Genomic DNA, 13,631 nt, shown 5'->3' on the forward strand with positions numbered 1-13,631 from the left:
GGGTTCCAGGGCCGCCGCGGCGACCAGCAGGCCGAGCACCCACAGGGCTCCGCGGTGGCCGCCGCCCGCCAGGGCCACCGAGTGCTCGGTGGAGCGCCCTATCGCGCCGAGCTCCGCCCTCAGTTCCGGTGTCGCCGAGCCGGTGCGGCGGGCGGCCGCCGCCATGGCCGCGAGGCCCGGGGCCAGAGCCTTGGCCGACCAGCGAAGGGAGCAGTGGTCCTCGCCGGTCGCGCGGGCGGCGAGGTCACGCGGGTCGGGCAGTCCGGGCTTGGGGGCCAGCGCCAGGTGCCCGGTCAGGGCGGTCACGGCGGCGTGGGCCAGCGTCTCGTCCTCACGGCAGCTCATCGAAACTTCACGGCCTCTCATCGACGTAAACGCTTACGAGGAGGATTCGGTGGAGGAGGCCGACGCGCTTGGGGCGTCGCTCGGCGCATCGCCGGGCGCGCCGCTCGGGGGCGTTCCGCCACCACCGCCGCTGCCCGCGCCGCTGCCCGCGCCGGTGTTCTCGGTGTCCGGGTCGATGCCGAGGGTGATGGATCCCTTGTAGCCCTTGGAGGGGTCCTTCTTGTGGACGGGCTTCAGGGTGAGCAGGCCGCTGGAGGCGCCTCCGCCGTCGTAGACCATGTCGTCGTCGAGCTTGGTCCAGGTGCCGGTGTGCTGCGAGTACGGCTCCAGCTCGAAGATCTGCTCGGCGACGGCGTCGTCGAAGAAGAGCTGGCCGGTGAAGTTGACCTTGCCGCCCTCGTAGGTGCCGTCCTCCTTCTCGCCGCCGGTGTGCACCTTCACGTGGATGTGGCAGGTCCGCGGCGTGTACCAGCCGGGGACGATCGTCTCGAACTTGACGACCCCGTTGGCGTTGGCGACCTGGTAGCCGCGCAGGTACGTCTTGTCGTCGGCGGTCGAGCCGTCCTCGCTCTCGGCGGGCGCCGAGCCACCGGGGTTGGCGGTCGTGTAGCCGGAGTAGTAGCCCCAGGCGTCGCAGTGCCAGATCTCCACGGCCGCGCCGGCCACCGGGGCGCACGACTCGGTGGTGTCCTGCACGGTGATGCGCAGCGTCAGCGGGACACCGCTCTTGCCCTCGGTGATGTCCTTCCGCACGAGAGCGCCGTCCAGGTAGTACGGGCCCTCCGTGACACTGGACATGAGGACACAGGTGCCGCTGCTCGAACCGGCGGACGCGCTCGCGGCGGCGGTCTCCGTGGCAGTGGCGGTCGTCTCGTCGGCGAAGGCGGACTGGTATCCCGCGATCGCGAGCCCACCGGCCGCGACCGTGCCACCGGTGACCGCGATCGCGCGGCGCCGGGTGATCGTCGTGTCTTTGTGCTTTCCCGTCATGCCGGGAAAGCTAGGGACGCCGTCCGTCAGGAACATGGGGAGCGGCTGTGAGGACCCTGAGAATGCCGGGAAGGCCGAAGTCGGCGGGAAAACACCCCTCCCAGAGGGCCCCCCTTACGTGGCCATCAGCGGCGTGTCCTCGCGCCACTTGAGCATCTTGTCGAAGCTGACCACCGCGCCGCCCCGGCCGGGCTTGTTGCCGATGTGGACGTGGTCGGCGAGCTCCTGGATCAGACAGAGGCCCCGGCCGTTCTCGGCGTCGCTGTGGGCGGGGCGGACCGGGGCGCGTCCCCGTCCCGACGGGAACCCGGGCCCGGAGTCGGCCACTTCGATGCGGCACGTCTCGCCGTCCAGATAGGCCGTGACCCGGTAGGCCTCGCCGGACTCCCCGTGGACGGACTCGCCCCCGTGCTCGACGGCGTTGGCGCAGGCCTCGCTCAGCGCGACGGAGAGGTCGTAGGAGATGTCGGGATCCACCCCTGCCGACTCCATCGTGCCGAGCAGCAGGCGCCGGGCGAGCGGCACGCTCGCCGCTTCACGCCGGAGATGGAGGGACCACCAGATGCTCATGCTCCAGCCTCCTGGCCGCGGCTCGACATACCGATACGTATTGCCGCACAGGGCCGGGTGTAAGCGTGCCGTTGACGTGATGCCGCCCATTCGGGGGATGTGCCGGCGCCATCCGCCGGTGTATGTGCGTACTACCGATGTCAGAACGTGACCTTCCGGAACGTACGTCACCTTGTGGACCTGCCGTGTGGCGCGGGTGAGCCCAGTGCGATGATGAGCCCGCCATGACTGCCCCCCACCAGCGCGCGCGCACCGGAGGTGATCTCCGGGTCCTGAGGGCCGCGGTGTTCACCGCGGTCTGTGTCGCGCTGGCCGCGGCCGGTCATGCGATCGTCTCCTGCGCCGCGGTTCCCCTGTGGTCGCTGGGCGCCGGATTCCTCGCCGTCTTCGCCGTCGCGGCACCGCTCGCCGGGCGTGAGCGCTCCCTGCCGGGCATCGCCGTGCTGCTGGCGGTCGGCCAGGCCGTACTGCACACGCTCTTCGGGCTCGGGCAGCACGGCACGGCGGCGACGGCGTCAGCGGGTGTGGACGCCACGCTCGTGGCCCGGGCCGCACGGCTGGTGTGCGGGGCGTCCGTCGCGACGCTCAGCCCCGCCCAGGCGCAGCGGATCCTCGCCGACGCCCGGCTGGACACAATCGGTACGGGCCGGGCGGGCGGCACGGGCACGGCCCACGCGGCCCACGAACAGGCGGGCACCATGGCGTCGGCCGCCGCCGGGACCCCGACGTCGGCGCTGCCGTCGCTGCCCATGTTCCTCGGCCACGTTCTCGCGGCCTCCGCCACCGGATGGCTGCTGCGCCGCGGGGACATCGCGCTGCGGCGCCTCCTGCGCCTCTCGGCGCACGGAGTGGCCGAAGGGGCGCTCGTCTCCCTGCACGGGGCCCTGGCGCTCGTACGGGCCCTGCTGGCGGGTCTCCCGGGCACGTCCCTCGAGGCGCCGCGCGTACCGCGGGCCACGGAGTACGTGCCACCGGCCGTGCCCGCGACCGCTCTTCAGCACTCGGTCGTCCGGCGCGGTCCGCCGGCCCACGGGGTTCTCACCCTCGCCGCCTGACGCGACGCACCACTTCTGGACGTATCACTCCCGGGGTGCCGTCGTGCGGCACGCGCGCGTGCCCGCTCTCTCGCACGCGCAACCCCGTTCTGCCACCGAACCAGTGCGACGACTCCGCGGAGGCCGACGACGCGAAGGCCGCCGCCAACACCTCGACCACCGAGGCCGCCTCCTCCGACAGCAGCGACACCACGGCCCGTGTACTGGGCGTCGTGGGCATCGTCGTCGGCGTGGCGGGCGTGGCGTTCGGCGTGCTCGCCGGTCGTCGGCGTACCACCGCGTAAGCCAAGTCCCACCCATCGAAACCACGGAACGCCCCACCGGGATCCCCGGCCGAATCCGTTTTCCGGCCGGGGGTCCGGCCCGCCGCACAGCGGCAATCGGCGGTGGCGTCCCCCTGGAGAATGCACTATGCGCAAGAAGACGTACGCCGCGGCCGCACTGTTCGCCGCGGCCGCCCTGACCCTTTCCGCCTGCGGCAGCGGTGACGACACCGACAACGCGGTCGCCGAGGTCTCCGAGGAGGCCGGCTCCGACAAGGCCGCGACGGTCCTCGACAAACCGTTCGAGAAGCCGGACCTCGTCCTCACCGACACAAACGGCAAGCAGTACGACCTCCGCAAGGAGACCAAGGGCAAGCCGACGCTGATCTACTTCGGCTACACCAACTGCCCCGACGTCTGCCCGCTGACGATGAACAACATCGCCGTCGCCGAGAAGCAGCTCGCCCAGAACAAGCAGGTGACGCAGGCCGAGAAGGACTCGCTGCGCATCGTGTTCGTCACCACCGACCCGGAGCGGGACACCTCCGCCGCGCTCGGCAAGTGGCTCAAGGGCATCGACCCCGACGTCGTCGGCCTGACCGGCTCCTTCGCCACGATCCAGGGCGGTGCCCGGACGCTCGGTATCTCCATCGAGGCGCCGAAGAAGGACAAGAACGGCAAGGTCGTCTCCATGCACGGCACCCAGGTCATCGCCTTCTCCCCGAAGACCGACGGCGGTTACGTGCTGTACGGCGAGGACGCCACCGTCGACGACTACGCCAAGGACCTCCCCAAGCTGATCAAGGGCGAGAAGCCGTGACGCGTCGTACGGCGTCCACGAAGATGTCGACGGGAGCCTCGGCGGGCGCCCTCGTCCTGACGGCGGCCCTGACCCTGGTGGGCTGCGGCGACTCGGGCTCGTCGGGACCCGAACTGTCCGTCGGCTCGGCCTACATGCCGCAGCCGGTTTCGGACTCCATGGCGGCCGGTTTCCTGGTCATCACCAACGAAAGCGGAGCAGCCGACAGACTGTCCTCCGTCACCAGCGACATCGCCGACGAGATCACCCTCCACACGTCCTCCGCGCAGTCGATGACCGAGGTCAAGGATCTCGGCATCCCCGCCAACGGCAAGCTCGTCCTGGAGAGCGGCGGCAACCACCTCATGTTCGAGAAGTTGAAGCGCAAACCGAAGGAGGGCGACAAGGTGTCCCTGGAGTTGCACTTCACCAAGTCCGGGCCGATGAAGGTCGAGATGCCGGTGAAGTCCCCCACCTACCGGCCGACGGCGGTCACCACGTCGTCCATGCAGTCGTCCTCGACGTCGCACCGCTGAGGGAGGGACCACCATGAGTCAGACCATCGCTCCCCGCGTCCGGACGCTGCTGTTGCTGCTCCTCGCCGTCACCGGCGCGCTCCTCGCCGGGTCCGCGCCCGTCTCCGCGCACGCCGCCCTGACCGCGAGCGACCCCCAGCAGGGAGCGGTGGTCGACAAGGCGCCCGCCCAGGTGTCGCTCACCTTCTCCGAGGGGGTCGCGATGTCCGACGGCTCGCTGCGCGTGCTCGACCCCAAGGGCAAGCGCGTCGACACCGGCAAGACCACCGAGCAGGGCACGAACACGTACGCCGTCAAGCTGCACGCGGGACTGCCGGACGGTACGTTCACCGTCACCTACCAAGCCGTGTCGGACGACAGCCACCCCATTTCGGGCGCCATCGCGTTCTCCGTGGGCGCACCCTCGAACACCTCCGTCGCGCTGTCCGACCAGGCGGCGGGCGGCGGAGTGGTGGGCGGGCTCTACGGCTTCGCGCGCTATCTCTCGTACGCGGGATTCATCCTCCTCGTCGGCGGCTCGGCCTTCGTGCTGGCCTGCTGGCAGCGGGGCGCCGGGGTGCGGTCGGTGCAGCGGCTCGTGGTCTCGGGGTGGCTCACGCTGACCGTAGCCACACTGGCCATGCTGCTGCTGCGCGGCTCGTACACCGGCTCGGGGAAGGTCGGTGACATCTTCGATCTGACCCTGCTCAGCCAGGTGCTGCAGACCAAGACGGGCGCGGCACTGGTCTCGCGGCTGCTGCTGCTCTCGGCGGGCGCGCTGTTCATCGCCGTGCTCTTCGGAGCCTACGAAAAGCGCGAGGACGACGAGGAGAAGGGCGATCTGGCCTTCGGGCTCGCCATCGGCGGGTTCGTGGTGGCGGCGGGTCTGGCCGCGACCTGGGCCATGGCCGAGCACGCCTCGACCGGTATCCAGACCGGAATCTCGATGCCCGTCGACGTGCTGCACCTGCTCGCCGTCGCCGTCTGGCTGGGCGGCCTGTCCACACTGCTCGTGGCGCTCTACCGCGCGCCGTCCATCGAGCCTTCCGCCGTACACCGCTTCTCCCGCATCGCGTTCAGCAGCGTGGCCGTGCTGGCCGCGACGGGCATCTACCAGTCGTGGCGACAGCTCGGCTCCTGGTCCGCGCTCACCGGGACGTCGTACGGGCAGTTGCTGCTCGTCAAGATCGGCCTGGTGGTCGTCCTCGTCGGCATCGCGTGGATCTCGCGGCGCTGGACGGCGCAACTGTCGCAGGCGCCGGCCGCGAAGGCCGTGAAGACCTCTGTGGCCGCGTCTGTGAAGGCCACCGCGAAGACCCCTGCCAAGGCCTCGGCCAAGACCTCGGCGAAGGCTTCAGCGAAGGCATCGGCGAAGGCATCGGCGAAGACCTCCGCGGCGACCTCGGAGAAGTCGGAGGACGAGGACCGCGAGACCGAGGACGAGAAGGAGCCGGCCGCCGCGCCCGCGGGCAGCGGTGACGGCAAGCGGGCCACCCAACTGGCCCGGCAGCGGGCGGCGGTGGCCACCGCGCGAGAGAAGCGCCGGCGTGACTCCGATCCGCTCCGCTCGGGCCTGCGCCGCTCGGTGCTCGCCGAGGCGGGCGTCGCGGTGGTCGTGCTGGCCGTCACCACGATGCTGACGTCCACCGAACCCGGGCGCACCGTGGAGGCGGCCGAGGCCGCCACCGCCGCCACCTCGAAGGGGGCCACCGGGGCACTGGCCGTGGACATCCCGTTCGACACCGGCGGCAAGGACGGCAAGGGCCTCGTGCGCGTAGAGATCGATCCGGCCCGCGTCGGCGGCAACGACATGCACGTCTACGTACAGCGGCCGAACGGCAAGGCCTTCGACATCCCCGAGGTCAAGATCGCCTTCACCCTGAAGGCGAAGGACATCGGACCGCTGCCCGTGGTCCCCGACCGGATCGCCACCGGACACTGGACGGCGAGCGGGGTGCAGATCCCGATGGCGGGCAACTGGGCGATCGCGGTGACGGTGCGGACCTCCGACATCGACCAGGTGACCGTGGACAAGAACGCGCAGATCGGCTGAACGACACCATGGCTGAACAGTCCACTCCGGAGACGTCTCCCCCGGATGCCCCCGCCGAAGGAGCACCTCCTCAGGGAGGCGTCTCCCAGAAAGCCACCGCCGCGGAGGCCGCTCCCAAGGGGGCCCCTTCCGAAAATGCCCCTCCTAGGGAGGCCGTTTCCCAAAAGCCCCCCTCCAAGGGCGTCATTTCGCGGCGCCGCCTGCTCGGTACCGCCGGTGCCACCGGGCTCGCGCTCGGCGCCGCGGGCGGGGCCGCCGGGTACGCCGCGGCGCCCTCCGCCGACCAGACCGCGCTCCTCAGCTCGCTCGGCGCGGACGAGGTGATGTTTCACGGGAAACATCAGCCCGGCATCACGACCGCCCTGCAGGCCCGCGGCCACCTCGTCGCGTTCGATCTCGCGTCGGGCGCGGGCCGCAAGGAGGCGGCCGCCCTGCTGCGGCGCTGGTCGACGCCGGCCCAGCGGCTGATGGCGGGCGAGGCGTCCGCGAGCGCCGACACGGACGTGGCGCGCGACGCCGGACCCTCGTCCCTCACGGTCACCTTCGGCTTCGGCCACAGCTTCTTCGCCCGTACGGGACTGGAGAAGCAGCGGCCGATCGCCCTCGACCCGCTGCCCGACTTCTCCTCGGACCACCTGGACAAGGCGCGCAGCAACGGCGACCTGTGGGTGCAGATCGGCGCGAACGACGCCCTCGTCGCCTTCCATGCCCTGCGCGCGATCCAGAAGGACGCGGGGCAGGCGGCGAAGGTGCGCTGGCAGATGAACGGCTTCAACCGCTCGCCGGGAGCCACCTCCCAGCCCATGACGGCCCGCAACCTGATGGGGCAGATCGACGGCACGCGCAATCCCAAGCCGTCGGAGTCCGACTTCGACCGGCGGATCTTCGTGCCCGACGCGGGCGACCCGTCGTGGATGGCAGGCGGCTCGTACGCCGTCGTACGCCGTATCCGCATGCTCCTCGACGACTGGGAGCAGCTCTCGGTCAAGGCGCAGGAGGACGTGATCGGGCGGCGGAAGACCAGTGGGGCGCCGCTCTCCGGCGGCACCGAGACGACCGAGATGGACCTGGAGAAGACCGACGCCGACGGCGGGCTCGTCGTCCCCATCAACGCCCATTCCCGCATCACCCGGCCCGACGAGAACGGCGGTGCCGCGATGCTCCGCAGGCCGTTCTCCTTCCACGACGGCATCGGCGCGGACGGCGTCCCGGACGCGGGCCTGCTCTTCGTCTGCTGGCAGGCCGACCCGCTGCGCGGCTTCGTACCGGTGCAGCGCAAGCTCGACCGCGGTGACGCGCTGTCCACGTACATCCGGCACGAGTCGAGCGGCCTGTTCGCGGTACCGGGCGGGGCGGCGGAGGGGGAGTACGTGGGGCAGAAGCTGCTGGAGGGGTGAGATCCGCTCGCTGAGGCGGCTGGGACGGCTGGGATGACTGAGGCGGCTTGGGCGGCAGGGGCCGGAAGCGGGGGCCCGGCCGCGCAAGGCCCATTAGGGTGAGGCCATGCCAGCCAGCTACGCGTATCTCGGCCCCGAGGGCACCTTCACCGAAGTCGCTCTGCGGACTCTTCCGGAGTCGGCCACCCGGCAGCTCATCCCGATGGTGTCCGTGCCCGCCGCGCTCGACGCGGTCCGGGCCGGCGAGGCCGAGGCCGCGTTCGTACCGATCGAGAACTCCGTCGAGGGCGGCATCACCACCACGGTCGACGAACTGGCCGTCGGCGAACCGCTGATGATCTACCGCGAGGTCCTGCTCTCGATCACCTTCGCGCTGTTGGTCCGCCCGGGCACGAAGCTCTCGGAGATCAAGACGGTCAGCGCGCACCCGGCCGCGCAGCCGCAGGTCCGCAACTGGATGAAGAACAACCTCCCGGACGTCATCTGGGAGTCGGCGGCCTCCAACGCGGATGGCGCCCGTCTGGTGCAGGAGGGGCGCTACGACGCGGCCTTCGCGGGCGAGTTCGCGGCGGAACGGTACGGCCTGGAGGCCCTGGAGACCGGGATCCACGACGCCGAGAACGCGCAGACCCGGTTCGTCCTGGTGGGCAAGCCCGCCCGGCCCGCGGCGCCGACCGGCGCGGACAAGACCTCCGTGGTCATCTGGCAGCGCGACGACCACCCGGGTGCCCTGCTCGAACTCCTCCAGGAGTTCGCCGTCCGCGGGGTCAACCTGATGCTCCTGCAGTCCCGGCCGACCGGCGAGGGCATCGGCAACTACTGCTTCGCCATCGACGCCGAGGGCCACATCGCGGACCGCCGCGTCGGCGAGGCGCTGATGGGCCTCAAGCGGATCTGTCCCCAGGTGCGGTTCCTCGGTTCCTATCCGCAGGCCGACGTCGACCCCAAGGACGTACGCCCGCCGCGGGCCGGTACGTCGGAGAGCGAGTTCGCGGCGGCTTCGGACTGGCTGGCGCGCTGCCAGGACGGCCGGTTCTGAGCGGGCTTTGCAGGGCGGGTTACTGAACGGGGTTCGCGGGGCGCGGCTTGTCGAGCGGGGATTTGCTGAGCGGGTTACTGAGCGGGCGTCGCCGAGCTCGGCTTGCTGAGTGTTCGCCGACCTCGGCCAGCGGAGCGGGGTTCGCCGATCCTGTCTTGCCGGGCGGGCCTTTCTCACTGCTGCCGAGCGGCCACCCGCCCGCAACCCCGCAGTCACCGGGTGTCCTCCGGGCGGTTTCCCGGGCGGAGCCGACGGCTCCGCCGGGCCGTTTCGGCCAGTCCTACCTGCAGATTGTCTCTGTCCACAGAAGTTATCCACAGGCGCGCTTCTCGACCTGGGGACAAGTCGACAACGAAGCGCGACTCAGTCGACAAATCGGCCTACAGCCCACAAGTCCGTCCACAGCCCCATCGGTCACCCTTCGTCCACCCGTTTCTGTTGACCAATCCCATAGAGCGAACCATTTCCACTCGAAAGTGCGTATAGGGAGGGTTTGGTCCGGGAATTCCTGGCCCTGCACGCAGCTTTGGGAACGATCGCTTCCGATGTCCACAGATCTTTCGCACAGCCTGTGGATAACTTTTCCGGGGTGTGGATTTCTGTGGACAACCCAGCTCTCAAGTCCCTTTCCCCACAAGGGAATCGAGTCAACCGACCGAATCCCACCTGCCCCGTTCCAGGGAGCGGCGCCCTTTCATTGACGTCCATTGAAGCGCCTCACCAATTCCCGCAAAACGTGACAGAAGCGACAGAACGGAATACCGGGTCGTGAGTCGGAACCCCGCACCGGTAGCCTTGTGGGGTGATTGACCTTCGCCTGCTTCGTGAGGACCCCGACCGTGTTCGCGCCTCCCAGCGCGCCCGTGGAGAGGACGTCGCCCTTGTCGACGCCCTCCTCTCCGCCGACGAGCGGCGCAGGTCGTCCGGCGTCCGCTTCGACGAGCTGCGTTCCGAGCAGAAGAGCATCGGCAAGCTCATCTCCAAGGCCTCCGCCGACGAGAAGGCCGAGCTGCTCAAGAAGACGGGCCTGCTCGCCGCCGACGTCAAGGCGGCCGACGCCGAGCAGCACGAGGCCGACGAGGAGACCAAGCGCCTCCTCCTCCAGCTCGGCAACCTCGTGCACCCCGACGTCCCGGTCGGCGGCGAGGAGGACTTCGTCGTCCTGGAGACGCACGGGACCATCCGCGACTTCGGCGCCGAGGGCTTCGAGCCCAAGGACCACCTGGAACTCGGCGAGGCGCTGGGGGCCATCGACGTCGAGCGCGGCGCCAAGGTGTCCGGCTCGCGCTTCTACTACCTGACGGGTGTCGGCGCGCTCCTCGAGCTCGCCCTCGTCAACGCGGCGATCGCGCAGGCCACCGAGGCCGGCTTCATCCCCATGCTGACCCCGGCGCTGGTCCGCCCGCGCGCCATGGAGGGCACCGGCTTCCTCGGCCAGGCCGCGGAGAACGTGTACCACCTGGAGAAGGACGACTACTACCTGGTCGGCACCTCCGAGGTCCCGCTCGCGGCGTACCACATGGACGAGATCCTCGACGCCGACAAGCTGCCCCTGCGCTACGCCGGCTTCTCGCCGTGCTTCCGCCGCGAGGCCGGCACGTACGGCAAGGACACGCGCGGCATCTTCCGAGTGCACCAGTTCGACAAGGTCGAGATGTTCTCGTACGTCAACCCCGAGGATGCCGAGAACGAGCACCAGCGGCTCCTGGAGTGGGAGAAGCAGTGGCTGACCGGGCTTGAGCTGCCCTTCCAGGTCATCGACGTGGCGTCGGCCGACCTGGGCTCGTCCGCCTCGCGCAAGTTCGACTGCGAGGCGTGGATCCCGACCCAGGGCAAGTACCGCGAGCTGACGTCGGCCTCGAACTGCGACGGTTTCCAGGCCCGCCGGCTGTCGGTGCGCATGCGTGACGGCAAGAAGGTGCAGCCGCTCGCGACGCTGAACGGCACGCTCTGCGCCGTCCCGCGCACGATCGTGGCGATCCTGGAGAACCACCAGCTGGCCGACGGTTCCGTACGGGTGCCCGAGGTGCTGCGTCCGTATCTGGGCGGCCGTGAGGTGCTGGAGCCGATCTCCAAGTGACCGGCACCACTGGGTCTACGGCCTCGACCCGCTCGACCGCGTCGACCGGGGAGACCGGGGCGTTCCCCTACAAGCTCGTCGCGACCGATCTCGACGGAACGTTGCTGCGCTCCGACGACACGGTCTCGGAGCGCACGCGTGAGGCGCTCGCCGCGGCCACCGTGGCGGGCGCCGCGCACCTCGTCGTCACCGGCCGCGCGGTGCCCTGGACACGCCACATCCTCGACGAACTCGGATACGAGGGACTCGCGGTGTGCGGTCAGGGCGCGCAGCTGTACGACGCGGGAGCGCACCGCCTGCTCACGTCGGTCACCCTCGACCGGCAGGTGGCCGGTCTCGCGCTGGCCAAGATCGAGGCGGAGGTCGGCCCGCTGGCCCTCGCCGCGAGCCGCGACGGCGTCGACGGGGACGTCCTGATCGGCCCCGGCTACCGGGTGCTTGGCCAGCTGAAGGCCGTCCCGTTCACCGATGTCGCGGAGCTCTGGGCCGCGCCCCTCACCAAGATGTACATCCAGCACCCCGGACTCACCGACGACGAGCTGGCGGCCGCGGCACGAGCGGCGGCCGGCGGTCTGGTGAGCGTCGTGATGGCGGGCGAGGGCATCGTCGAGATCCTCCCCCTGGGCCTGTCCAAGGCCACGGGCCTCTCCCTGGCTGCCCGCCGCCTGGGCGTGAAGGCCGCGGAGACGATCGCCTTCGGCGACATGCCGAACGACATCCCGATGTTCGCGTGGTCGGCCCACGGCGTGGCAATGGACAACGCCCACGAGGAACTCAAGGCCGCGGCAGACGAGCTGACCCTGTCCAACGAGGAGGACGGGATCGCTGTGGTGCTGGAGAGGTTGCTGGGCTAGCGCCACCGCCCCCGGCGCTGCCGGAGAAACCGCCTGCAGCAGCGATCAGCCCCCCAACAAAGTAAAAAAAAGGGGGCGGGCGGCGGGGAATCTCGCCGCGAAGCGGCGTCTCGAACGCCGCCGAGTCACAGCGACAGCGTCTCGCGGAGGATGCGTGGATCGAACACGCGCGGGGGGTCAACCCCGACCACGGCTTAGCAAGCCGGTGCCTTACCGCTCGGCCAATCCTCCGGGTGGGCGGCCCGCGCCAATGTGCGCGCTCGAAGCGGCCGCCCCGGGCAGCTCCCCGTGTGGGACGGACTCGACGGAGGGGTAACTACTCCGGAGCCCGTCGGCTGCCCTGCTGGGAGCTCGACGAACTGCTACTGACGGGCATCGTCGTGCTCCTCTCCCAGATCGTGGCGCCGGAGGAACCCGGCGACTTGGACATAACCACTGTGCCCGTACGCCGAGTTGGACGCCACCGAATAAATCACCGGCCGAGCACTGCGCCCGGCGAAAGGGCGGCCGGGGCGGGGCTACTCGGAGGAGGCGCGCTACCGGCGACGCCACCTGCGGCGCCGTGCCTTGCTGAAGAACCAGCCCGCGGGCGGCTCGTCGGAGCGCCAGGGCTGCGGGTCGGGTCCGCCGTCGCGCCAGCGGGCCGCGAGCATCCGGGCGCGCGCGGACGGCTCCGCCGTGTCGGCGGACCGTATGAAGTCGTCGTCCAGGACCAGTTCGTCCCAGACGTCCTCGGACGCCCCCTGGCCCTGACCGTCGCCCGGGCCCTGTCCTTCGCTCCGCGGTGCCTGCGCTGCCATCCCCGTTCCTCCTCGCTGTGCATCCCCTTGAGCAAGTGTGCCGTTCTGCGTGTAAAGCCGATCTCAAGATCAAAAGAGGCTCCACGCGCGCGTGCCCCCGGAAAGCCGGTCACGCGCGCGTGGAGCCGCCCCGACTCCCCGGAGCGGTTACTCCTCGCCGGCCAGCGTCAGCGTGCGCAGCTTCTGTCCGGCGAACCAGGTGGCGGCGACGGTCACCACGACCAGCAGCACCGTCCCCGTGGTCAGCCCGACGTCCGACGTGACGAGGTCTCCGCCGGACACCTTCTGGGCGACGGCGAGGGACCACTGCTGGACGCTGAGCGTGCGTGCCCCGGAGACCAGCGACCCGAAGAGGGTCTCCCACACGAGGGCGTAGACGAGTCCGAAGACGACCGCGTGCCGCGTGATGGTGCCCAGGAGCAGGAACATCGCGGCGTACGCGATGGAGGCGACCAGCGCGGCCACCGTGTAGGCGACGGCGATCTGCTGGCCGTTGCCGTTGAGGATCATTCCCGCGAGGAACGTCGGGATCGCCGAGAACGCCATGGTGACCGCGATGGCGACGATCAGTTTGGTGAAGATGATCGTGGGGCGTTTGACCGGCTTGGCGAGCAGGTAGACGACCGAGCCGTCGTCGATCTCGGGGCCGATCGCCCCGGTGCCCGCGATGACGCCGATGATGGGCACCATCGTGGCGAGCGCGAACCCGCCGAGGACGTCTGAGGCCACCTGGTCGTCCGCGCCCGTGAAGCCGCGTACGGCCACGGAGATGACGATCAGCAGGAGGGGCAGGGCGCCCAGGATGAGGGCCCGGCGGCGGCCGAGCAGGCCGCGGTAGGTGAGCCGGGCGACTGTGGGGTCGTACATCTTG

General features: G+C 70.4%; 14 protein-coding genes and 1 tRNA gene. 9 read left to right on the forward strand and 6 right to left on the reverse strand.

What is annotated here, in order from left to right; all coding sequences use genetic code 11:
- The 3 genes from O3Q52_RS01975 to O3Q52_RS01985 all read right to left on the reverse strand — a co-directional run.
- On the reverse strand, positions 1-345 hold a 345-nt coding region (locus O3Q52_RS01975; protein ID WP_269647028.1), incomplete at its 3' end, for a triphosphoribosyl-dephospho-CoA synthase.
- Positions 346-378: 33 nt separating this feature from the next.
- Entirely contained in the window at positions 379-1,335 is a 957-nt protein-coding gene (locus tag O3Q52_RS01980) for an intradiol ring-cleavage dioxygenase (protein WP_269647029.1), read from the reverse strand.
- 114 nt (positions 1,336-1,449) lie between these two features.
- Positions 1,450-1,905 carry an ATP-binding protein gene (locus O3Q52_RS01985; protein WP_269647030.1) on the reverse strand — a complete coding sequence of 152 codons (456 nt, stop codon included), beginning with the start codon at positions 1,903-1,905 and terminating at the stop codon, positions 1,450-1,452.
- A 224-nt stretch (positions 1,906-2,129) separates the two neighbouring features.
- Between O3Q52_RS01985 and O3Q52_RS01990 the strand changes: the two genes are divergently transcribed.
- The 9 genes from O3Q52_RS01990 to O3Q52_RS02030 all read left to right on the forward strand — a co-directional run bounded on the left by O3Q52_RS01990 (position 2,130) and on the right by O3Q52_RS02030 (position 11,960).
- Positions 2,130-2,960 carry a hypothetical protein gene (locus tag O3Q52_RS01990; RefSeq protein ID WP_269647031.1) on the forward strand — a complete coding sequence of 277 codons (831 nt, stop codon included), beginning with the start codon at positions 2,130-2,132 and terminating at the stop codon, positions 2,958-2,960.
- 35 nt (positions 2,961-2,995) lie between these two features.
- On the forward strand, positions 2,996-3,244 hold the full coding sequence (locus O3Q52_RS01995) for a hypothetical protein (RefSeq protein WP_269647077.1): 249 nt from the start codon (positions 2,996-2,998) through the stop codon (positions 3,242-3,244).
- 127 nt (positions 3,245-3,371) lie between these two features.
- A complete protein-coding gene (locus tag O3Q52_RS02000; RefSeq protein WP_269647032.1) occupies positions 3,372-4,043 on the forward strand; it encodes an SCO family protein in 672 nt (223 codons plus the stop codon).
- Positions 4,044-4,066: 23 nt separating this feature from the next.
- Entirely contained in the window at positions 4,067-4,558 is a 492-nt protein-coding gene (locus tag O3Q52_RS02005; protein ID WP_269647074.1) for a copper chaperone PCu(A)C, read from the forward strand.
- Between the two features lie 13 nt (positions 4,559-4,571).
- Positions 4,572-6,590 carry a copper resistance CopC/CopD family protein gene (locus O3Q52_RS02010; protein ID WP_269647033.1) on the forward strand — a complete coding sequence of 673 codons (2,019 nt, stop codon included), beginning with the start codon at positions 4,572-4,574 and terminating at the stop codon, positions 6,588-6,590.
- An 8-nt stretch (positions 6,591-6,598) separates the two neighbouring features.
- Complete coding sequence (gene efeB, locus O3Q52_RS02015; RefSeq protein WP_269647034.1) at positions 6,599-7,987, forward strand: iron uptake transporter deferrochelatase/peroxidase subunit; 1,389 nt, start codon at positions 6,599-6,601, stop codon at positions 7,985-7,987.
- 106 nt (positions 7,988-8,093) lie between these two features.
- Positions 8,094-9,026: a prephenate dehydratase gene (gene pheA / locus O3Q52_RS02020; protein ID WP_269647035.1), complete on the forward strand. Its 933-nt coding sequence runs from the start codon at positions 8,094-8,096 to the stop codon at positions 9,024-9,026.
- An 802-nt stretch (positions 9,027-9,828) separates the two neighbouring features.
- Positions 9,829-11,106, forward strand: a complete 1,278-nt coding sequence (gene serS, locus O3Q52_RS02025; protein WP_269647036.1) for a serine--tRNA ligase — start codon at positions 9,829-9,831, stop codon at positions 11,104-11,106.
- Positions 11,103-11,960: an HAD family hydrolase gene (locus O3Q52_RS02030; protein WP_269647037.1), complete on the forward strand. Its 858-nt coding sequence runs from the start codon at positions 11,103-11,105 to the stop codon at positions 11,958-11,960. Before serS ends, O3Q52_RS02030 begins: the two co-directional genes overlap by 4 nt.
- Positions 11,961-12,104: 144 nt before the next feature.
- Here O3Q52_RS02030 and O3Q52_RS02035 read toward each other — a convergent pair.
- The 3 genes from O3Q52_RS02035 to O3Q52_RS02045 form a co-directional block, all read right to left on the reverse strand.
- Positions 12,105-12,191: transfer RNA gene (locus tag O3Q52_RS02035), tRNA-Ser, on the reverse strand.
- Positions 12,192-12,496: 305 nt separating this feature from the next.
- Entirely contained in the window at positions 12,497-12,760 is a 264-nt protein-coding gene (locus O3Q52_RS02040) for a hypothetical protein (RefSeq protein ID WP_200397004.1), read from the reverse strand.
- A 147-nt stretch (positions 12,761-12,907) separates the two neighbouring features.
- Entirely contained in the window at positions 12,908-13,627 is a 720-nt protein-coding gene (locus tag O3Q52_RS02045) for an ABC transporter permease subunit (RefSeq protein ID WP_269647039.1), read from the reverse strand.
- Positions 13,628-13,631: the final 4 nt, after the last annotated feature.

Source organism: Streptomyces sp. ActVer, assembly GCF_027270795.1.
Taxonomy (GTDB): Bacteria; Actinomycetota; Actinomycetes; order Streptomycetales; family Streptomycetaceae; genus Streptomyces; species Streptomyces umbrinus_A.